Raw genomic sequence first — 19,699 nt, forward strand, 5'->3', positions numbered from 1 at the left:
ATGGCATATGCCTTTACTTAACGGACCAGGACCAGAATTTGATTAGGGAGCGTTCTTCTCAAGACGTAATAGCCGCTCTCGACGGATGTAGCGATACCGTTGTGGTTCGGCCTGCAATATCCCCCTGCTCGGCAGGTTCCATCGTCACGCACAAGTAGCTTGCCAAGCAATCCTACTGCTACCCATTCCGGTCTTTCCAAACGAGACGTATATTCCTCAGCAGGGTGCCAAGCCGGATTCAAAAGAGGCCGCCTTACCATACGCTCCGGTGTTATGACCGTACCTGTTTCTCCGAATTCGGCGGGAATGATTACATCCTCATATAAAATTCTCCCCCATTCATCCGTCAAAAATTTGTGTTTCCACCTGAGCTCCCCGCTGTCGGATAAAAAAGCAGGGGTTGCGCTAGTGATTCCGATTACGAAAAAATCCGAAGAAACGGCAATACGGACTTTATCTTCCTCAACCGTTACGAAATACCCCGGTTCGATCGGCTTTCCATCAACGGTTTCAAACATTTCCGCATAATCCGCCGCCGGACTACTGACCGTTCCATCTATTTTCACGTTGCCGTTGCTCAATATTTTTGCAGCTAAGCCAGGTGTGGCGGCACTTGTCCCATTCGCCAAATACCAAGAGTACGACAGCTCGTTTGCAGACCCAAATTGTCCCATAATATGAACACCTTCTAAATTGTTTGTTGAGGTGCTTTGGCCTTCCGCATGAGAGACGAAGCTGTTTGCAATCGTAGAGACTCCCTGTGCGTGGGAGGTGAAGCCGCTTGCAGTCGTAAGGGCTCCTTCGGCGTGTGAGCTTTGGCCGCTCGCCGTCGTCTGGTTGCCTTCGGCGTGAGACAAATCTCCGCCTGCATTCGTACTTTGGCCTTCCGCATGGGCGGCCAAACCGCCTGCTGCCGTTAAATTCCCTTCGGCATGGGCCGCTCTTCCAATGGCGGAGTTATTCTCCCCCTCCGCATGAGAGCTCTGGCCGGAAGCTGTTGTTTCTAGCCCTTCGGCGTGGGAATCCAAACCACTAGCCTCCGTCAATTCGCCTTCCGCATGGGCATTTAATCCGCTTGCAACCGTCAATAACCCTTCGGCATGGGAATGATCCCCGAACGAACGGGTGCTTCTCCCTTCCGCGTGAGAATAGAGTCCGATGGCGTTGGCAGCCCCGCCTTCCGCATGAGAAGCGGGACCCGTGGCCCGAGTTAAATATCCCTCCGCGTGTGATGCTGTCGCGTTAGCGACCGTTTGGAGTCCTTCCGCATGGGAAGATCCGCCACTTGCTATCGTATTATTTCCCTCAGCTTCAGAACAAGCTCCCAAAGCTTGAGCGTTGCAAAATGCCATATCCTCCATCTCCTTCTACTTAAGAGAAATAATCTGACCGGTGTACTGTTCAAACAATTGTTTGACACACTGATGCATCAATTCATCCGTCAAAAAATCCGGATATGATATAGCTGACATGCACAATTGATATGTGTTGAGGGTAAGAGCGGATACATGATTCGATTCAATTAAGGCTTTTTCTCCGGTTTTACTGTGACGAAGCTGAGGTTTTATTATACGTGACATTTCCTTTTCAACCTGTTTCTCAGGTTGAGGCCAAGGAATGCTCAAACGATTTGCCGCTTGTTTCAAAGTCCCTTCCCAATCCTCTATCATCTGATCATAATGGATGACAACTCGTTGGTTGGACTCGGTCCAATATAAAGAGGATAGTGTACGGAACGTCCATATATGGAGCGCATGGTCTAATGAAATCCGAGGATCACACCGGTAAAGGGAATGGGCTACATCGAGTGGATTTCGTATAACAATGACATAGCTCGCTATCATCTTTAATTCCTGAAGCAATTCTTCCCATATCGGAAGCAAGGAGCAAGTTCTAGGATCTTTCCATCCCCACAAAGACTTATGAAAAAAGTTATCAGAAATATACTTCTTCAGTTGCTCTTTCAACACAACAAGCTCTGAACGACTCTTCCAATCTGGAGGAAGCAAATTCAAACCCTCCCAACTCCATCCCAGTTTCTTAAAGATTAGTTGTTGGATGCCGACAATATGTTTGTTTTCCCAGAAACCATCGGGATTCGTATTGTCTGGAGGTATAAAGTCTAGAGGACCACCAAGATGAACACCGAGAAGCTCCAACTCCTTCGTTACTAACGATGTTCCGGAACGACCAGAACCTATGATTCCAATAGCACGTGACGAGTTCATAACGAATCATCCCTCCTCATAAACGTTTTGCACGAATCCATATAAGTTACTTTATGAATCCTGATAGGTTTCGCTTGGACTATCCATCAGAAAATAGTTGAATATACCTTCCCATCTTTGAGAACTTTCATAGAATAATTTATCAAGAAAATAAAGAATTGGTAGGGGGGGAAATAGGATGTCACAGAGTTCAAAGCCGAACATGATTGCACCGTTTATTATGAATTCCATTCCCAAAAGCGGAACGTATTTGATGTCTCAAATTTTGAAGGGTATGCCGGGAGTATCACAGGGGGCTCATCTATACGCCGGAATTGAACAATTGAATAACCATCGCCAAGCGCTAAATAATACGAAACCAAACGAGTTTATACTCGGACATATTTATCACTCCCCCGAGTGGGTGAACATGATGCAACATTTCAGTATGAAGCAAGTTTTTTTATACCGCGATCCACGCGATATTGTCGTTTCTTTTGTTCACTTTATCCATCGTCTGCCACAACACAACTTATATCCTATTCTCATGAGGAACGGAATTACACATAAAGAACAATTGTTGACTGTGATTAACGGAGTGCATACCCCACAGCTTTACTATCCTAGTATTTCGGAAATGATCGGCTTTTTTGAGGGATGGATCCATACCCCGAACGTATTGAGTATAAAGTACGAACAGTTGAAAGCATCACGGGAATCCCAGCTCAACACGATAAGGCAAATTGCCGAATTTCTATGGAAAGGCCTAGCCCCACCGATTCCCCTTGTTCAACTGGCCACAATGATGCAGGACAATATAGACCCCCAACAATCACCAACGTTTCGCCAAGGTTCTATCGGGGATTGGCGCCAAGAATTTGATGCTGAAGTTAGAGAGTCTTTCAAGCGCGTTGCAGGAAACTTACTCATTACCCTTGGCTATGAGCGCGACAAAAAATGGTAACGATTCGAAAAAGTGGCTACTATCCCTCGATAGCAGCCATTTTTTATTCAGTTCTTATTTTAAAAAATCCGATATGCGGTGCCCGAGAAGGTAACAGGACCAAGAACTGAGGCATTGTTCAATGCGGGGTTATTCACAACTCTAGCCAGGATCCGGTATGGCAAGACAACTCCTACAGGAACGTTATTCTCGACCATTTGAAACGTTGCTATTCTGTTCTCATTCACAGCCACTGTCGAAGATTGCGCAGCAAATATAATTTGAGTGCCACGAGTTATTTGAAATAAAACCTCAGGTAAACCAGCTGTGGACGTGAAACCGACGGTACCGATCAATTCGATACGGTTGGCGGTTTGACTCACATCCAAAGCAAATCCGAACTCTGCGAGAATAATGCCTCCTGGTGCCGCAGGAATCGGCCTGTTAAGTGAACCAGTAGTATTTCCCGGTACACTTGATCCAAAGTTGATAACTTCTGCTGCCATGTAAATTCCTCCTAGTTTAAAGTTAAATTAACAATTATGACTTCTTTTCCATTTATATTGCCGTACTCATTGGCATCCCTACCTTTCTATCGATCTACTCTAGTATATGAATCTTATTTTCTCTCGACTGAGACATACATCATATTTGTTAAAAAAAGGCAAAAAAAAAAGAAAGGCGATAGAGTGAAACCCCGATATGCCTTCCTTTTTAACCTTTCGCAAGAAATTCGCGAACAGCCGATTCGAATTGTTCTGCGCTCCGCTGCCATGTCCACTTGATCGCTTCCTTTTCTCCTGCTTCCGCTATTCGAACCAATAGCTTTCGGTCCATAATGAGTTTATGAATATCTGCTACGAGCCGATTCTCATAGCGGTATGAGAGCATACAGTTTTCCTCGTGTTTGCAAATATCCATGTTACCTCCTGAATAGGTACTCACCAATGCCGCGCCTGTTCTCATAGCTTCGAGAGCAACCAGATTAGCCGTTTCATAAATACTTGTCGTAACGAAAATGTGAGAAATGTTATAAAGGTAATTTATTTCCGCATCGTTCTTAGGTGTAAACACCTTGAACATCGGATTCGTTCGGATCGATTGAAGAAATGGGGAAGTCGCTGCTTCCATCGGCGGGGCAATAAAATGGATTTGTGCTCCAGGATGGAGCTGTTTGATCCTGCTCAGACTATGGATCAAGTAGTCCTGATCCCTCTGAAATATGAACCCGCCCTCAGGCTTGCGCAATATAGCAGATATAACTAGATTCGCCTGCGAATGCCGGATATGATGATTTTTGAATACCGAATCCACCCCGACAGGCACAACCTTTCCTTGTATACCGTGAAGCAAGGCGATTAGCTGTTGCTGCCAATTGGACAGCACGATTAACTTATCCGTAGCATGGTACGAAGGAAAGCTAATTTCATTCTCCTTCCAAAATATAGGCTCATAACAAAGGCTAAATCTCACATGCATACCTTTTCCCTGTTGACTAGCCACTCGGACTGCAGGAATTGTCGTGTAAAAATTGGATACAATGACATCAGCCATCGGATAATCGTCCGCTTGAATAATAGCTGATTTCGCACGAACGATCGAAGCCAAAATATTGTCAAATTCTACGATCCCGTTGGAAGGCATGAGAATCGTCACTTGATGCCCTCTACGAACGAGGCCGTTGGCAATTTCGACCAAAGTCCTTTGAGCCCCCCCGCGATTTAACGTCAAAATCACGAACGTGAATTTCATAATCCACCCAACTCTCATTTTAATTTTTCAATTAGTTTAGTCAGTTTCTCTTTGTATTTCTGTTGAATGAACCACATCTCTTCTTCAACTGTACTATAATGCTTCTTCGTTCCCATTTCGTCATGAATTCGATATAGTGTAAGCGGTTCATTTAAGAAGTGAAAATGTTGTCCTTCCACCAGCAAACGCAACCACATATCATAATCCTGGGTGTAAAGAAATGATTGATCAAACCAGCCTATCTGGGGTATAAGCCCTTTCTTGAGGATAACCGTACATCCGTTAATAGGGTTTCCAACTAGAAATCGACTGTAGAAAGCGATGATATTCGGAAATACAAGGTTAACCGACTGTTTAAAGATGTGATTGTGCTCATTCAATGCATGCCAATTCGTATAACTGATCGAGGCGTTCACTTGCTGCATAAACTGCATTTGTCTTGCAATTTTATTCGGGAGAAAGAGATCGTCTGAGCTTAGCCAGGCAATAAATTCTCCTTTTGCCTCCTTAATTCCCTGATTCAAGGCACTGCCCGTGCCACCATTGGACTTCCGGATATAGCGAATCCTGTCCATGTACGGCTTTATTTTCTCCACATATAAATTAGATCCGTCGTCAACCACAATAACCTCCACATTTGGATAAGTTTGATTAGTTGCACTGATAATGGCATGCCCAATATAGGGACAATTATAGAAGGGTATGATGACGGAAACTTTAGGCACTTTGATTACGTTATTCATAAAGAATCTTGCCCTTAAGGAGCAGTTGTTTAATTTCTTCCACCGACATCAAGTCGTCTCTGGAGCAATATTGGTTGATGGAAACGGGTTGACAATGCGAATACTGATTGTTGGCACCGCTATTGGTTGTTGGAGGGAGAATAACAAAATATTGGCTGTTATAATGTACAGTGCTGCTGCTTTCGTGCTCTGAGAACAGGATTTCGTGAATTTTCTCACCGGGACGGATTCCTTGCTCCACAATTTGCATATTTTCTGTTTTCCCTTCGATATCCGCTATAGCCTCCGCCAAATCGAGAATGCGGCAGGCTGGCATTTTCAAGACAAAAATCTCCCCCCCTTTACTCGAGGCAACCGCTTGAAATAACAAACCGACAGAATCTTGAAGAGTGAGGAAAAATCGCGTCATCCCTTTATGTGTAATACCGATTGGCAATTGATCCCGAATTTGCTTTTGGAAAATATGGACTACGCTGCCGTTAGACCCAAGTACATTGCCACCACGTACGCAGACGAATTTGGTGTTCGTCTTTTCTAGATTAGCAGAAATGATTAACTTCTCACCGATTGCTTTTGTTAAGCCATAGAAATTATAAGGGTTAGCCGCCTTATCGGTGGACACATATACAACCGTTTGCACTTGATTGTGAATCGCCGCTTCGATGACGTTCTGAGTACCATCAACGTTCGTTTTTAAAGCCTCGTGCGGCTGGTTTTCACAGATCGGCACATGCTTCAATGCAGCGAGGTGAAACAGGTAATGTACCCCTTTGCATGCTTCAACTAGAGCCTCTTTATCTCTGATATCGCCGATCTGGAAACTTAGTCTAGAATCTTGAAACTGCTGCTTCATAGCGACCTGTTTCATTTCGTTTCGGGAATATATGATAATTTGTTTAGGAGCTTGCCGCAGTAGTTGTTTGACCAGTTCATGCCCCCATGATCCTGTACCTCCGGTAATCAAAATCACTCTGTTCTCAAACATGGATCACAACCTCCTTAATAAAAAATGGGACTCCCAAGCGTACAACGGGAAAATTCAAAAGTTGATAAATAAATGAGTTTATCTTCTTTCCACTTCAAATATTCGAAAACATAGGGACACTCTATCTTTCTAAGCCTTCGTTTCTCACAGTAGTACTTGTTACCATCAGGATCACAGTATAGTAACCAATTGATAGGTTCTTGCACTTCGAACACATCGTGGCCGATGGTATCCCCCAATGGAAGGCTCGATAAGACCTCCTCTGAAAGTTCTACGATATCCGTAACCTTCAATTTCAACAGGGTAAATACAGACCATGATTCAATGGGATAAAGCTGCGCATACATCCATAAATACACCTTTGAACTAGGTCCTTTTACCAGTAATACCCCAGGACTATGGATCAGGAAAGAGGTTGAACTGTTTACCTCCCTGCCCATCGGATACAGCTGAAGGAGTATATCCTCAATAATAACGACGCGTTCCCACTTCCATTTAAAAAAGTGAAAGGTATCCTCGTTGACTACAGGTCGTTTGCATCCGTCCTCCAACAAGTAGATTCCGTTCGATAAATTGCCTTTAACAAGAATGCCATCAGGAATCTTGTTTCTCATATAGCTTCCCCTTCATCCGTCTTGTAGCCTTCATACGTTTCATTCAAGCCTGCGAGAAGCTCGTACTGCGGACTCCATCCTAAAAGACCCATCGCCTTGCAATTGTTTAGGCAGTTGCGTCTAATGTTCCCGCTCCGCCCAGAGACCCGTTCAATCCGAATGGGTTTGCTGTGAATGTCCTGCATCATTTCGGCCAATCGATTGACTGAAGTGCCGCTTGCGGTACTAACGTGAACCATATCCTTATCCCCTTGTCGAACTGCTGCCAAATTGACTGCAACGACATCCTGTACATAAATGAAGTCGCGTGTCTGCTCACCGTCTCCATGAATACCAATGGGCTCTTCTTTAAATATACATGACAGAAATTGTGCGACCACTCTACCTTCTCCTTTCACCGTTTGCCTCGGACCATAAACATTAGCATAGCGGAGAATTATATAGGGGATTCCATGTAGCCGATGAAATAACCGAACATACGACACGGCCGTCAACTTAGATATTCCGTATCCCGAAATGGGCGGAGTCGGATCCATCCGGCCTTAGATTCTCAACGGAAGCAGAGACTAACGCATCGACTAGATGAGAACCAATGAAGTCTGCCCCCCCGGTAACAACCACCTTCAAGTATCTCCCTCCTTGCAAAGTAGTAACGCGTACATGATATGGTATGAGCAGGAAACGGGTATAGAAACGGTTATCCATCTATCTTTCATAAAAAATATACAATGAAATAGCCGTTCGAACAGTCCGCAGAAAGTGTGAGACATATAATGGAATAGCGTTAAATGAGTGTGAGGAGGAGACCGAAGATATGAGACTACTTTTCATCTTTTATATTCCTAGTGGAGGCGTTGAAACCTTAAACCGCCAACGCTGCAGAGCCCTAAAGGAACGAGGAGTGGAATGTCACTGCTTATATTTGCGCCCAGGGACCGGGGTGCAGAATGCGCATAACATCCCTACCTTTATCACGAATGACGAATTCGAAATCCAAAAAATTGTGAGGGACGGAAATTATACCGCAATTATTGTTGTTTCTGCATATCATCTTATACCTATAATCCGGCAGACTCCTTATAAAGGAATCATTATTTTCGAGGTTCAAGGCTTCGGTTTAAAGGAGCAAGCACGAGGTGCCATGATACATGCAAAGCCTTTCATAACGCCGCATACAAATGCACTTCTAAACCCCAAAACCCCCCACATCAAAGCACTCTTCCGGGAACTTTACCCCACCGTCAATCAATATGAGTTCAACAATTGTATGGACGTTAAACATTTTACCTACCGTTCTCTTCCAAAAAAAGATTTCCCCATCATCGCCTGGTTTGGTAGAATTGAAGACAACAAAAATTGGAGCGAATTTTTGCACATCGGGCATCGACTTGTTCAGCGATATCCCACGCTTAAGCTATGGATGTTCGAAGACCATACTCTTTCAACACCAGAAGAAAGAGACAAATTTCAAAAGCTTGCAGTAGCCTTATCGTTAGAGAATCGTCTTGTGCTCCGTTCCAATGTGCCTTATGCCCACATGCCGGAATATTTCTCGATGATTGGAGATTCTGGAGGCTTTATGTGTTCAACCTCCAAATCAGAAGGAGCGCCTTATGCGATAATTGAAGCGATGAGCTGCCGATGTCCGGTATTGACGACCGATTTGGACGGTGTCCAAAGTTCTGTTATTCATAATGTAACCGGGAAATATTACACGCTAGGAAACATCGCTGAAGCCGTCCAGCAGGGTGTTCAGATTATGGAAGACAAGACTCTCCGCGCCACAATTCTTAACAAAGCCCAGCAACATATCGTCACCAATTTTGCGCCCGAGCCATATTGCAAACAATTTTTGAGCATGTTAAGCGATTTGAGGGGGAACAAATAACCCCTTCTCTACTCGGACTTATACAGCAAAAAGCAGCTTGCCTCACTTTGGCAAGCTGCTTTTTGCTACTGTTGTTCTCTGAAAAACGTTAACATATCCTGCAGCGACCTTTCGAATGGAATCATCGGCTTCCAATCAAATGCCGACATTTTCCCATTATCGACCGGCTCCGGCACGAACGGAAGCGGTCTATGTTTCACTTGAATTTGCAGCTTAATCGTAGTCATTGCCTGAAAACAGGCAAGTGCTGCAGCCAAGGTGCGAACACTACCTGAACCAAGCTGATAGATTTCACCGCTAACCCCGTGAAACAGTATGCTCTCATACGCGTTAACTGCATCTCTGACATCGAGAAAGTCCCGCTGCTCCAGCAGCGACGTGAATGAAAACGGTGGCACATCCTTTCCTCGCTCTAAGTCGGTGACGGCCTTGGCCAGAAGACCGCAAATACCGTTCGAATGTCCTGGTCCAATTAAGTTGGAAGGTTGTGCAATGAGAATCCGCTGCTTGTAAAATCGCCCCCATTCCTGCGAGGCTATCACTTGAAACCATTTGCTGAGTGCATAAGGATGTAGTGCGCTTGAATTAGTGCTCAAGCTGGATCCAAGAGCTGACCCAACGACAAGAATCGGGCAATCTCGCTTTATCTCCCTAAGTGCATCCAACAAATATAAGGTAGAGACAAAATTTGCTTCCATATAAGAAACCGGGTCAAGCCACGATTCCGGAACAGAATTTCGCCCTGCCAAATGTAGGACATAGTCGGGCATCGTTTCACGCACCACTGCATATACCTGATCCTTGTCGGTAAGGTCACATTTCTTCCACTCCACATGTGGTGCACCGCTGTCAACTACGTTTCGGGCCAATGCCGTGATACGCATTCCTTTACCGTGAAAATGGCGACATGCATGGCGGCCAGTAAACCCGTTTGCACCGGTAATCAGAATGTTTGCATTTTTCAATTCAATCGCATCCAACTACGCAATTCTAACAGCATTTCACGGTAGTCGGGCACTTGGTAACGATAATCCGTTCTAACAGATTTCAATGTTCGATCCTGTATCGGTGTATCATCCGGGACTACTGTCACATCGTTTTTCTCGAATATTTCCTGAAACAAAAGAAGCAGATCACGCTTACTTATTTTCCCATGTGATGCTAAATGGATTAAACCCGTAACGCCATCCCGCAGCATATCATCGACAGCTTTTGCCAATTGCAAAGTCGTTACACCGTTCCACAACACTTGCGTATAGCCACTCACTGCTCCTCGCTGTTGCATGAACCAATGCAGTAAACCAATGCCATGACTGCGGATTTCCGGTCCAACAATCGAAGTTCGTATCGTCAAATGCTTATCACTAATGACCTCACCCAATATTTTCGTTTTCGCATAAACCGATGTCCAATCCGGTAAATCCGTCTCTATATAATCGCCCCGTTTTCCTGAAAATACACAATCTGTACTGATGTGAATCAACTTACTTCCCCTCCGTTCCAAGATCGTTCGAAGCTGGTGCGGAAGCATACTGTTGATTTTAAACGAATCGAGCTCGTTGCAGCTGGCATTGTCATTGAGCAAAGCGACGCAGTTGATGACAGCATCCGGTTGAACAGTATCTATGATGCTTTCCAACCCGGCTTGATCTCTTACATCCAAAACAATACCCTGGGGGTCTTCCGCCTCCCGTGTCGTGTAGAACACCGAATGAGAAGTGCGTCTCTTAAAGTATTGATTTAGCATGTGACCTGCCATACCGTTCCCCCCGATAATCAAAAGCCTCATGGTAATAGCCCACCTTTCATCAAGAGACGTTCAATATCCGTTTTCGACATCAAATTTTGGCTGGAACAATAAACGTTAGTAGAAACCGGTTCATACGAAACGTATGCCTGCTTCACTTTCAAAACATCTTTAGCCGGAAGGATAACAAGAAATCGCTCGTTATAATGAACAGCCGTCTGCCTCTCGTATTCGGAAAGCATCGATTCATGAAGCTTCTCCCCGGGTCGAATGCCGATCTCCTGAATGTCCACATTAGACTTCCCATAAAACTCCATGATGACTTGTGCCAATTCCACTATGCGGCATGAGGTCATCAACATTGCGAATATTTCCCCACCTTGGCCTTTCTCTGAAGCCTCTAGCAGCTGCTCTATTGCTTCCTCAAGTGTAATAAAGAAACGCGTCATTTCTTTATGTGTGATGCCCACAGGTCCCCCCTTGTTGATTTGGTCTTTAAAAATTTGAATCACACTTCCGTTTGACCCTAGGATATTGCCTCCTCTAACGCAAATGAATCGTGTGTGCGGGCTGAGCAAGTTGGCGTATATCATTAGCTTTTCTCCGATCTCTTTCGTCATGCCATAAAAGTTCGAAGGTGTTACTGCTTTATCTGTGGAAACGTTAATTACTTTCTTCACTTGGTTTTCGATCGCCGCTTCAATAACAATCTGGGTTCCTAAAATGTTCGTTTTCAAAGCTTCGTTGGGTTGATCTTCGCATACGGGTACATGCTTGAGTGCTGCCAAGTGAAATATATAATCGGCGCCTTTACAGGCCTTTATCAAAGCATCCTTGTCTCGAATATCGCCAATGCAAAACGTAAGCCTTGGATCATTGAAAATCCGCTGCATAGCGACCTGTCGAGACTCATTTCTCGAATATATGATAATTTTTTTCGGCGATTGCAGCAGCAATTGTACAACGAGTTCATACCCCCAAGATCCAGTTCCGCCCGTTATGAAAATTGTTTTATTATTATACAATGATCTTTCTACCTCCTAATAAATACTTAATTACTTTAGAAGACACATCTGGATCGGTATATCCTTTCGGAATTTCCCAATCGGTGGGCTGCTTGGTCATAATTTGAGTGGCGCGAACAATTTGTTCGGCATTCAAGCCCGAGACAACATTGCTGCCGCAGTCTATCGTTTCCGGTCTCTCCGTGGTATTGCGAATCGTTACAGTCGGTACATGAAACAGACAACATTCTTCCTGAACTGTACCGCTGTCCGTCAAAACACATAAGGCATTTTTTTCCAAATGAACGAAATCAAAAAAGCCAAACGGCTCATAAAACTCGACCATTGGATGCATATTGAGAAGTAACGGTGAATCCGTACCCAAACGAGACTTTGTTCTGGGGTGGAGGCTACAAATGACCCTGTGTTGAAGCGACTCCGTTACAAGGTTAATGCCTTTCAATATCTCCTCTAAGTGAACGGGATTATCCACATTCTCTGCCCGATGCACGGTAACAAGTAAAAATTGTTTGGGGATCAGCTTTAATTGCTCTAAGATGCCGCTCCCAAAAATCCGATCTTCGTAATGGTTCAAAACTTCATAAATCGGATTTCCGCTAACCATAATGCGGTTTACAGCAATACCTTCACGAAGTAAGTTGGCTTTGCTCTGCTCGGTATAAGGCATATTGATACTGGACACTGCATCGATAATTTTACGGTTTTTCTCCTCGGGTACCGACCAATCGAAACATCGGTTCCCTGCTTCCATATGAATGACGGGAATGCCCATTCGTTCTGATAGGATTGCACTTAAAGCACTGTTCGTATCACCCAAGACAAGGACCCGGTCCGGCAGCTCCTTTAAGAATATTTCCTCTAACTTCTCGAACATGACGGACAACTGTCCACCTAAGGAATGCTGCTTGGGGTCAAGCAAGTAATCCGGAGTTCGGAGCCCGAGCTCTTGGAAAAAGACATCGCTAAGCGAATGAGTGAAGTTTTGTCTAGTATGAATCAAGATATGCTTTGAAGCATACTGATCGAGCTTTTTGATAATTAAGCTGAGTCTAATAATTTCAGGTCTTGTTCCAAGAACCGTTGCAATTTTCATTATTTGATTCCTCCTTCATACAAAATCGGTTTTCCAAGCAGGCATGCTGCAAATTCTCGGGGGTTGATATGGACAACCTTCTCCGAGTTCCATTTCATGTATTGAAATATATAAGTGCTCTCGATTTTGCGCAGTTGACCTTTTTCCCCATAGTAGAGGTCTCTGTTTGGTGTGCGGTACACTCGCCCATGAACGACTTCCCCTCTTGCCAGCGTTTGGTCGTCAATAGGTTCTCCTTTAGGGAGTGCATGGATTAGCGTATCGGGAATCGAAACGACGTCATTGATATTAAATTTTAACCTATCGAATATGGAGTGAGTTGCAATTGAACGCAGCTTCTGCGCGTTCCACATATAAATCCCGGATGACGTTCCCTTGACAAGCAGATGGCTGGGAGCATTAGGGATGAAATGACCCACTTGGTTAATTCCCCTTCCGGTCGGATACAAGTTCAGAATCATATCCTCCAGCACCAGCACTTGTTCCCACTTGAAGCGATAAAAGTAGAAGGATTCCCCGTTCATAAACGGACGTTTCATTCCGTCTTCTAGCAAGAATACCGCCGGAGAACTTCCCTTGACCAACATCCCGTCAGGAATTTTATTGTTGACGGCCTCATGCTGTCGTATTACAGCCACCACCTTTTCCTCTATTTTCTCGATTAACGGAAGAAGTTTACTACGATAACGTTCCATTCCAAAATGCAAACTCGCCTTCGAACGGCGCCTTTCCTCTGTCTTTCCATTTGCTTCCTGCAGGAGGGCCACTTTCGTCTTTGCAGTCAAATCATCGATATCCCCCGGTGCAGCGAGTAGCGCTTCTTCACCGACTTCTGTTAAGATTTCGGATAGGCCACCGGATCGATAGGCAACAATCGGCTTACCGAATATGAGGCCTTCCATCGCTGTCAAGCCGAACCCTTCAGCGATAAGACTTGGTACGACCAGCACATCGAGAGCCGGATACAATGTATAAATATTGCCTTCAAAACCACTTATGTGAAACCGATCCGAGAAAGCCGATTGCCGAATCTGTAGCATACAGCGGGAGAAATAGTCCGTATAAGTCTGGTTACCGGTAATCAGAAAATGTACATCGTTCATTTGCTTGCAGAGTTTCAAGCCCATCTGCACAAAATGCTCCAATCCTTTATGAGGTACGATATCTGAGGAGATATATCCAATTAGCTTCTGATGTGGTCGAATTCCCAGCAGTACTCGTCTCTGCTCCCGCCAATGCAGCCAGGTCCCTGGTTGAAGCTCCTCCGGCAGCCAGGTCGGCTTCAGTAGGAATCGTTTAGAGCCATCAGCTCTTCCGCCAAAAGGAGCCAGAACGGCTTCGGAAATGCCAACAATCCAATCCGAATTACGTTCAATGACTTGAATGGAATGATGGGTATACGGATTTTGTCCAATAACCTCCGTTATGACCCAAGTTGTAGGAATACCAAGCTTCTTAGCGGCTATAGCAGGGAGTGGATTGACGCTCGTATTCGTGACGACCAGCTGAGGGTTGTGAACGTGTAGCAGATTGACTAGTACAGGAAGACCGCTCTGAATAAGCTGCTGCATTTCATCTAATATTCCGGCATGAGGCCTCCAGAGGGAAGCAGTTCTCTGGAATTCTTGAACAATAACGGAAATCCCTGATGCCCGAGCTTTCTTAGCCAGGACTCCTTCGTTCGGCACAACGAGGATACATCGGAAATATCGCCCGAACTCCCTGCTCAGCTGCAGCAAATACTTTTCAGCTCCAGTTATATAAGTCAAGCAGCATACGTGGGAGAATAACATCACAGTGTTCATTTGCATGAATGACCTCACCTTTTCAACAACATCTGAATATATCGAGCTTGCTCCTGGATATAAATTTCTAATTCTTGAATACGAATTAACTGCTGCTGAATGTAAATTTCCCTTTGATCGATAAACTTCTGCTGCTCGTCGATGTACTTCTGCTTACTGCTTACCAGATCACGAAGCTTGGCGAGTTCTGCCTTCGCCAAGGATGATTCTTTTCCCGCATAACCCAAAACGCCATGAAGTAGCTGCAGCTGTTTTATGTCGCTCAAACCCTCATTCTTTGCTAGAATTTTTTTCCATTGCGGCATGGTTACGCCATCAATACTTCGCTGTGGCCATTCGGCCATCAACTGCAAAATACGGGGTATGTTATGCGTTTTGATATAATGCTCCATTAACAAATAGCGAAACTGCAGTTTCTCTGTTATTGCGAGCTGCTCCTCAAATTTCATGGAATAAGGGTCATAGTTGACAAACACTGCGGGTTGCAACACGTGACTACGCTCAATTTGGGCATATTTGTGGATCAGGTTAGATAGCAGCGTGAATGTATGCCCGATGGAGTCTGGCAGTCGGGTACCGTGCTCTTCGCCGATTACCTTCTCAACAAAGCCAATGGGGTAATGCTTCGCGATCCGAACCCACAAGTCCCAATCGTAAAATCGGCTCAAAATAACGTGGGGATCATACAGACCTACCTTCTCAATAACGCCTCGTCTAACCATGACCGAAAGATTTGGAATATGGTTATTCATTTGGGTCATGGCCGCTGCGTTATAAGGGGAACCGATCTTCGTTTTTGATCCGTCCGGCCAACATATATGAGCCTGCCCATAAGCCATACCCAGTTGCGGATTCCATTGGAGCTTGTGTACCAATACGGCGAAATGGTCTGGAGTAAGAATAGCGTCATCATAAGCAAACGCTAATAATTGCCCCTTGGATTGCTGATAAGCTTGCCCGATGCTGTAGGCGGGCAGCCCTATATTCCGCTTCAAACGGATGTGTTTAATCCGTGCGTCTTGTTTCGCGTAGCTTTCAATAAGCTCCTTGCTGCCGTCTACTGAGGCATCATCGATAATCAACAGCTCGAAATTACGGTAGGTCTGCTTCAGCACGCTTTGTATCGCTCTTTCCAAGTGCCCGTCATACAGGCGAGAAAATGTTGGCAAAAAGACGGAAATCAAAGCACTCATGTTCATACCGCCTTCACTTAAAATATTTTATTATGAATAAGATAGGTTATAACCGCTTCGACGCATTCACTTACTGTTTGGTGGTCTGTCCGGAGTGTAATTTCCGGTTGAGATGGAATTTCATATGGGGCGGATACTCCTGTAAAGTTTGTAATTTCTCCTTGTCTCGCTTTGCGATAAAGACCTTTCGGATCTCTTCTTTCACATTCTACAATCGGACAGTCAACATATATCTCGATAAATTCACCGGGCTGGAACAAAGCACGCACCAGATCACGGTCTGCTTGATAAGGGGAGATGAACGCAGATAAAACAATGACTCCAGCGTCAACGAATAATTTCGATACTTCACCGATGCGCCTTATATTTTCCGTGCGATCGCTCGGCCCAAATCCCAAGTCTCGGTTCAGACCCATACGGATGTTGTCACCATCCAATATATAAGAATGAAGTCTGAGCCTGAACAGTTCCTTCTCTACCTCAACCGCCAGCGTCGATTTACCCGAGCCGGAAAGCCCGGTGAACCAAAGCACACAGCTTTTGTGTCCGTTCAGCGAATGACGATCCCCCATCTTGAAATGGGTCGGCTGGTAAACTACATTTGGGTTAGAGGTCATAATCATCTTCCTTTGTTTGGATATACTTTTATTTGTATGCAAACAGCGAGAGTGTGGAAACGGACCATATATCCGAGTGGGACAAATATGGTTTAAAACCTACTCCATTTTTGCATCCCTTATTATTGTGACGATCGTGGTCAAGCGCACATATGTTGAAAAAGGCCACTAAGTGACCTTTTTTGTTAACCATTCCTGTCGGGTAATCCCCATAATCATCACATCATGGAAAGAGCCATTCGAATAATGATGCTGTCGTAAGACTCCCTCCATTTGAAATCCGCCTTTCTCTTTCACACGAATAGATCCTTTGTTATAGTCGATTGCGTAGGCATACACTCGATTCAGTCCCAAGTCAACAAATGCATACTCTAGAAGAAGACCTATCATTTCCGAAGCAATTCCCTTCCCCCACATAGATTGGTCCCCTACTATCGTCGTTCCGATCTCTGCTTTTTGGTTGGCAAGATCGATATCCACCAAACTAATCATACCGAAGGGAAGATTGGAATCTTTAGATACACAAACAAAAAATTGTTTAGAACGATCTTCTATTATTCGCTCAAACCACTTTTTCTGGCCGGATGCAGCAAGCAAAGCTTTATTGAAGAAGGATCGTCGAATTTCGGATTGATTTCTCCAAGCTGCAATGAGCGGAAGATCCTCTACTTCTAAACAGCGTAAGGAGATCCTTTGTCCTTCAAGCATTGGGATGGTCACCTCCTAAGAGTTTTCCTTTAGGAAAACTTTCTTCGTAAGCAGAAGCTTCCTATGGTTGAAAGCTTCTTACACAGTCCACAACCCGTTCCAAATCCTCATCTGTCAGATTGGGATGAATTGGAAGTGTAATGATTCTTTTCCATATTTCATTCGATACAGGAACCTCTGCTTTTAGGTGGATATAGCATGGGTGCAGGTGACAAGGATAGTAATGCACACCGGGTGCTATGTTGAGATCCTTCATATGGCCAATAAGTCGATCTCTAGCATCCTCTGTTTGAAGCTTTACTTGGAACAAATGCCAAGAACTGCGGGCATAATCCTTTTCCTTTGGCAATTCCACCCACGACAAATCCTTGAAATGCTCCTGATAATGTTCGACTACTTCTCGACGACGGCCATTTAATTGATCCAGTCTTTTTAGCTGTACAATACCAATTGCAGCTTGCATATCGCTCATATGGTACTTATATCCAACTTGATCCACGAAATATTGCCAAGCATACACCCTTTCAGAGGAAGAACGCATCCATGTATCCTTGGAAATACCAACCCAACGCTTCTCTTTCAATTTGCGCGTAATCCATTCCTGATTGGTTGTAATGCCGCCACCTTCACCACAGGTCAAATTTTTGACAGCATGATAGCTGAAGCAGGTTAGATTGTCTGAAGAACCGATCTTGTTCCCCTTGTATTCAGCGCCACAAGCATGCGCTGCATCTTCAATAACTTTAATGCCTTTGGAGTCTGCCAATGCTTGAATCGCATCCATATCACAAGGATGACCGGCAAGATGGACAACGATAATGGCCTTTGTTTTATTCGTAATTTTTCGTTCAATATCTTGAACGGATATGTTCATTGTATCTGTCTCCACATCAGCAAATACAGGTGTCGCTCCTACATAGCTAACTGCATGAACTGTAGATATAAACGTAATCGGCGGAACAATGACCTCATCGCCAGGACCAATATTCAGTACCTCAAGAGCAAGATGCAGCGCTGCGGTTCCAGAATTGAGAGCAACCATGAAGCGACTTCCCGCATATTTTGCAAATTCTTGTTCAAATTGTTCTGTTTTGGGACCGAGTCCGAGCCATCCGGATCGCATCACTTCCACTACAGCATCGATTTCTTCTTGCCCAATACTTGGTTGTAACACAGGGATGTGCTTGCTGTTCAAGAATCATTTCTCCTTTCGGTATGCTCTACACATGCAATATATGATTCCGCCAATTTACAACAGATTGTTCCAGAGAAAAGTGCTGTCTGCTGTAAGCTCCTGCCTGCTCTTTAATTTTATTGCGCATTACCGCATCTTCGATCATTCGTTTCATACCTAAGTACCAACCCTCTGTTGTCTGCGGCACTAGGTAACCGGTCTCTTCTTGGACTATACAATCGGAGTAAGCTGGTGCATGCGTATATATCCCAGGAATTAAACAGCCTGAATACTCACGAAATTTGTTATTTGTTTTGCATAAATTAAATAAGGAATCTGTTAAAGGAGCCAAACCAAAATCCCAGGATGTTCGGTACAGAGTCTGCATAAATTGACGATACTCGTAGTCAGTGGAAAGAAATGAGACGCCTGGAAGCCCTTGTAATCCTGGAGGGATAAATCCCAGGAATTCCACTCTTATTCGAGGCCCATACTCTTGCAAGATTTTAATAATAGCGGGTACGACTGGCTTGAAATCTTCGTCCTTGGCTGTCCCCTCATAGCCAAATACAATGTTACCGTCATTTCGCACAGGTTTAGGCCCGGCTGCATCTAGCAACTCAAAATCTACACTAGCTGGAAAGCACACCACATTCGGATTGAAATGAAGTCGAATATAATCCGCAAAATAGGGGGAAATGACTTGCACTACTTTTGAAAAGGTTAAAAAACGAATAAAGGTCTCTCGCCGATCCGGGTCCTGGTAATAATTGGTCAATGTGCCTGCAGAGGGAATATGCAGAAAATTATCGTCAATGACATAAACAGTCTGTTTCCCCATTTCGTGTGCGGCTTCTAGCCATTTGTAGGCAAGGGGTTCTACATTTCGAATAAAAATAACAATTTGAGCAGAAGCTATGTCTTCTCTGGTTACAAAATCCTCTGTAACCAGCCGATAATTATATATTCCCAATTTCTTCATCAATCTAAAAGGCTGTAGTAATATGATCTCTAGTGATGGAAAAGATTTTACTTGTGCTATTATAAGAGCAATAGGCCAAAGGGTATGTTGCAGACCAAGTTGAACGCCATTCTGATAGCCTTGTTCATAGCCTTCCCTTTTCCCTTTTCTTCGTCCACCAAGATAAGAATACGATTGGGCTCGATTTTTGGTGTTCATGATAACCCCCTCTACTTGACCTCCT

The 19,699-nt window shown here is 44.4% G+C and carries 21 protein-coding genes; 2 read left to right on the top strand and 19 right to left on the bottom strand.

All coding sequences use genetic code 11. The features are described from left to right. Nucleotides 1-17 precede the first annotated feature (17 nt). Both QFZ80_RS26020 and QFZ80_RS26025 read right to left on the bottom strand, forming a co-directional pair. Nucleotides 18-1,352 carry a peptidase G2 autoproteolytic cleavage domain-containing protein gene (locus QFZ80_RS26020; protein ID WP_307561807.1) on the bottom strand — a complete coding sequence of 445 codons (1,335 nt, stop codon included), beginning with the start codon at nt 1,350-1,352 and terminating at the stop codon, nt 18-20. A 15-nt stretch (nt 1,353-1,367) separates the two neighbouring features. Then, nucleotides 1,368-2,228: a sulfotransferase family protein gene (locus QFZ80_RS26025; protein WP_307561809.1), complete on the bottom strand. Its 861-nt coding sequence runs from the start codon at nt 2,226-2,228 to the stop codon at nt 1,368-1,370. 178 nt (nt 2,229-2,406) lie between these two features. Between QFZ80_RS26025 and QFZ80_RS26030 the strand changes: the two genes are divergently transcribed. Further along, on the top strand, nt 2,407-3,171 hold the full coding sequence (locus tag QFZ80_RS26030; protein WP_307561811.1) for a sulfotransferase domain-containing protein: 765 nt from the start codon (nt 2,407-2,409) through the stop codon (nt 3,169-3,171). Between the two features lie 59 nt (nt 3,172-3,230). Here QFZ80_RS26030 and QFZ80_RS26035 read toward each other — a convergent pair whose 3' ends face one another. The 7 genes from QFZ80_RS26035 to QFZ80_RS26065 all read right to left on the bottom strand — a co-directional run bounded on the left by QFZ80_RS26035 (nt 3,231) and on the right by QFZ80_RS26065 (nt 7,871). Then, the gene (locus tag QFZ80_RS26035; protein ID WP_307553154.1) at nt 3,231-3,656 is read right to left on the bottom strand and encodes a hypothetical protein; all 426 of its coding nucleotides are present in this window, start codon (nt 3,654-3,656) and stop codon (nt 3,231-3,233) included. A 208-nt stretch (nt 3,657-3,864) separates the two neighbouring features. Further along, nucleotides 3,865-4,848 (bottom strand): glycosyltransferase family 4 protein, encoded by a 984-nt coding sequence (locus tag QFZ80_RS26040; RefSeq protein WP_307553153.1) that lies wholly within the window; start codon nt 4,846-4,848, stop codon nt 3,865-3,867. A gap of 68 nt (nt 4,849-4,916) precedes the next feature. Beyond that, the gene (locus QFZ80_RS26045) at nt 4,917-5,645 is read right to left on the bottom strand and encodes a glycosyltransferase family 2 protein (protein WP_307553152.1); all 729 of its coding nucleotides are present in this window, start codon (nt 5,643-5,645) and stop codon (nt 4,917-4,919) included. Continuing rightward, a complete protein-coding gene (locus tag QFZ80_RS26050; RefSeq protein WP_307553151.1) occupies nt 5,638-6,630 on the bottom strand; it encodes an SDR family NAD(P)-dependent oxidoreductase in 993 nt (330 codons plus the stop codon). The genes QFZ80_RS26045 and QFZ80_RS26050 overlap by 8 nt, the downstream gene beginning before the upstream one ends. A gap of 14 nt (nt 6,631-6,644) precedes the next feature. Further along, the gene (locus tag QFZ80_RS26055) at nt 6,645-7,244 is read right to left on the bottom strand and encodes a hypothetical protein (protein ID WP_307553150.1); all 600 of its coding nucleotides are present in this window, start codon (nt 7,242-7,244) and stop codon (nt 6,645-6,647) included. Further along, complete coding sequence (locus tag QFZ80_RS26060) at nt 7,241-7,780, bottom strand: NAD-dependent epimerase/dehydratase family protein (protein WP_307561813.1); 540 nt, start codon at nt 7,778-7,780, stop codon at nt 7,241-7,243. Before QFZ80_RS26060 ends, QFZ80_RS26055 begins: the two co-directional genes overlap by 4 nt. After that, nucleotides 7,740-7,871 (bottom strand): hypothetical protein, encoded by a 132-nt coding sequence (locus QFZ80_RS26065; protein ID WP_307561815.1) that lies wholly within the window; start codon nt 7,869-7,871, stop codon nt 7,740-7,742. The genes QFZ80_RS26060 and QFZ80_RS26065 overlap by 41 nt, the downstream gene beginning before the upstream one ends. A gap of 187 nt (nt 7,872-8,058) precedes the next feature. On the opposite strand from QFZ80_RS26065, the gene QFZ80_RS26070 reads away from it, so the two are divergent. Beyond that, a complete protein-coding gene (locus QFZ80_RS26070; RefSeq protein ID WP_307561818.1) occupies nt 8,059-9,132 on the top strand; it encodes a glycosyltransferase family 4 protein in 1,074 nt (357 codons plus the stop codon). Nucleotides 9,133-9,197: 65 nt separating this feature from the next. On the opposite strand, the gene QFZ80_RS26075 is transcribed toward QFZ80_RS26070, so the two are convergent. The 10 genes from QFZ80_RS26075 to QFZ80_RS26120 form a co-directional block, all read right to left on the bottom strand. Further along, a complete protein-coding gene (locus tag QFZ80_RS26075) occupies nt 9,198-10,097 on the bottom strand; it encodes an NAD-dependent epimerase/dehydratase family protein (protein WP_307561820.1) in 900 nt (299 codons plus the stop codon). Continuing rightward, nucleotides 10,094-10,921 (bottom strand): SDR family oxidoreductase, encoded by an 828-nt coding sequence (locus tag QFZ80_RS26080; protein WP_307561822.1) that lies wholly within the window; start codon nt 10,919-10,921, stop codon nt 10,094-10,096. The genes QFZ80_RS26075 and QFZ80_RS26080 overlap by 4 nt, the downstream gene beginning before the upstream one ends. Continuing rightward, nucleotides 10,918-11,904: a polysaccharide biosynthesis protein gene (locus QFZ80_RS26085; RefSeq protein WP_307553145.1), complete on the bottom strand. Its 987-nt coding sequence runs from the start codon at nt 11,902-11,904 to the stop codon at nt 10,918-10,920. The genes QFZ80_RS26080 and QFZ80_RS26085 overlap by 4 nt, the downstream gene beginning before the upstream one ends. Next, nucleotides 11,897-12,997, bottom strand: a complete 1,101-nt coding sequence (wecB, locus tag QFZ80_RS26090; protein ID WP_307553144.1) for a non-hydrolyzing UDP-N-acetylglucosamine 2-epimerase — start codon at nt 12,995-12,997, stop codon at nt 11,897-11,899. The genes QFZ80_RS26085 and wecB overlap by 8 nt, the downstream gene beginning before the upstream one ends. Then, complete coding sequence (locus QFZ80_RS26095; RefSeq protein WP_307553143.1) at nt 12,997-14,808, bottom strand: glycosyltransferase family 4 protein; 1,812 nt, start codon at nt 14,806-14,808, stop codon at nt 12,997-12,999. Before QFZ80_RS26095 ends, wecB begins: the two co-directional genes overlap by 1 nt. Nucleotides 14,809-14,816: 8 nt before the next feature. Beyond that, complete coding sequence (locus QFZ80_RS26100) at nt 14,817-15,995, bottom strand: glycosyltransferase family 2 protein (protein WP_307553142.1); 1,179 nt, start codon at nt 15,993-15,995, stop codon at nt 14,817-14,819. Nucleotides 15,996-16,012: 17 nt separating this feature from the next. Continuing rightward, entirely contained in the window at nt 16,013-16,612 is a 600-nt protein-coding gene (gene cysC / locus QFZ80_RS26105) for an adenylyl-sulfate kinase (RefSeq protein WP_307553141.1), read from the bottom strand. 168 nt (nt 16,613-16,780) lie between these two features. Beyond that, nucleotides 16,781-17,320 (bottom strand): GNAT family N-acetyltransferase, encoded by a 540-nt coding sequence (locus tag QFZ80_RS26110; protein WP_307553140.1) that lies wholly within the window; start codon nt 17,318-17,320, stop codon nt 16,781-16,783. 61 nt (nt 17,321-17,381) lie between these two features. Further along, the gene (locus tag QFZ80_RS26115; protein ID WP_307561824.1) at nt 17,382-18,515 is read right to left on the bottom strand and encodes a DegT/DnrJ/EryC1/StrS family aminotransferase; all 1,134 of its coding nucleotides are present in this window, start codon (nt 18,513-18,515) and stop codon (nt 17,382-17,384) included. A gap of 25 nt (nt 18,516-18,540) precedes the next feature. Then, nucleotides 18,541-19,674, bottom strand: coding sequence for a glycosyltransferase family protein (locus QFZ80_RS26120; protein ID WP_307553138.1), 1,134 nt, complete (start codon nt 19,672-19,674; stop codon nt 18,541-18,543). Nucleotides 19,675-19,699: the final 25 nt, after the last annotated feature.

This window comes from Paenibacillus sp. V4I7, assembly GCF_030817275.1.
GTDB lineage: Bacteria > Bacillota > Bacilli > Paenibacillales > NBRC-103111 > Paenibacillus_E.

Bases quoted from the DNA above. Each gene is read 5' to 3' on its own strand.
- QFZ80_RS26060 (WP_307561813.1), bottom strand. From the start codon at position 7,780: ATGGATCCGACTCCGCCCATTTCGGGATACGGAATATCTAAGTTGACG.
- QFZ80_RS26045 (WP_307553152.1), bottom strand. From the start codon at position 5,645: ATGAATAACGTAATCAAAGTGCCTAAAGTTTCCGTCATCATACCCTTC.
- QFZ80_RS26095 (WP_307553143.1), bottom strand. From the start codon at position 14,808: ATGCAAATGAACACTGTGATGTTATTCTCCCACGTATGCTGCTTGACT.
- QFZ80_RS26050 (WP_307553151.1), bottom strand. From the start codon at position 6,630: ATGTTTGAGAACAGAGTGATTTTGATTACCGGAGGTACAGGATCATGG.
- cysC (WP_307553141.1), bottom strand. From the start codon at position 16,612: ATGACCTCTAACCCAAATGTAGTTTACCAGCCGACCCATTTCAAGATG.
- QFZ80_RS26020 (WP_307561807.1), bottom strand. From the start codon at position 1,352: ATGGCATTTTGCAACGCTCAAGCTTTGGGAGCTTGTTCTGAAGCTGAG.
- QFZ80_RS26030 (WP_307561811.1), top strand. From the start codon at position 2,407: ATGTCACAGAGTTCAAAGCCGAACATGATTGCACCGTTTATTATGAAT.
- QFZ80_RS26100 (WP_307553142.1), bottom strand. From the start codon at position 15,995: ATGAGTGCTTTGATTTCCGTCTTTTTGCCAACATTTTCTCGCCTGTAT.
- QFZ80_RS26055 (WP_307553150.1), bottom strand. From the start codon at position 7,244: ATGAGAAACAAGATTCCTGATGGCATTCTTGTTAAAGGCAATTTATCG.
- QFZ80_RS26035 (WP_307553154.1), bottom strand. From the start codon at position 3,656: ATGGCAGCAGAAGTTATCAACTTTGGATCAAGTGTACCGGGAAATACT.
- QFZ80_RS26120 (WP_307553138.1), bottom strand. From the start codon at position 19,674: ATGAACACCAAAAATCGAGCCCAATCGTATTCTTATCTTGGTGGACGA.
- QFZ80_RS26110 (WP_307553140.1), bottom strand. From the start codon at position 17,320: ATGCTTGAAGGACAAAGGATCTCCTTACGCTGTTTAGAAGTAGAGGAT.
- QFZ80_RS26080 (WP_307561822.1), bottom strand. From the start codon at position 10,921: ATGAGGCTTTTGATTATCGGGGGGAACGGTATGGCAGGTCACATGCTA.
- QFZ80_RS26025 (WP_307561809.1), bottom strand. From the start codon at position 2,228: ATGAACTCGTCACGTGCTATTGGAATCATAGGTTCTGGTCGTTCCGGA.
- wecB (WP_307553144.1), bottom strand. From the start codon at position 12,997: ATGAAAATTGCAACGGTTCTTGGAACAAGACCTGAAATTATTAGACTC.
- QFZ80_RS26070 (WP_307561818.1), top strand. From the start codon at position 8,059: ATGAGACTACTTTTCATCTTTTATATTCCTAGTGGAGGCGTTGAAACC.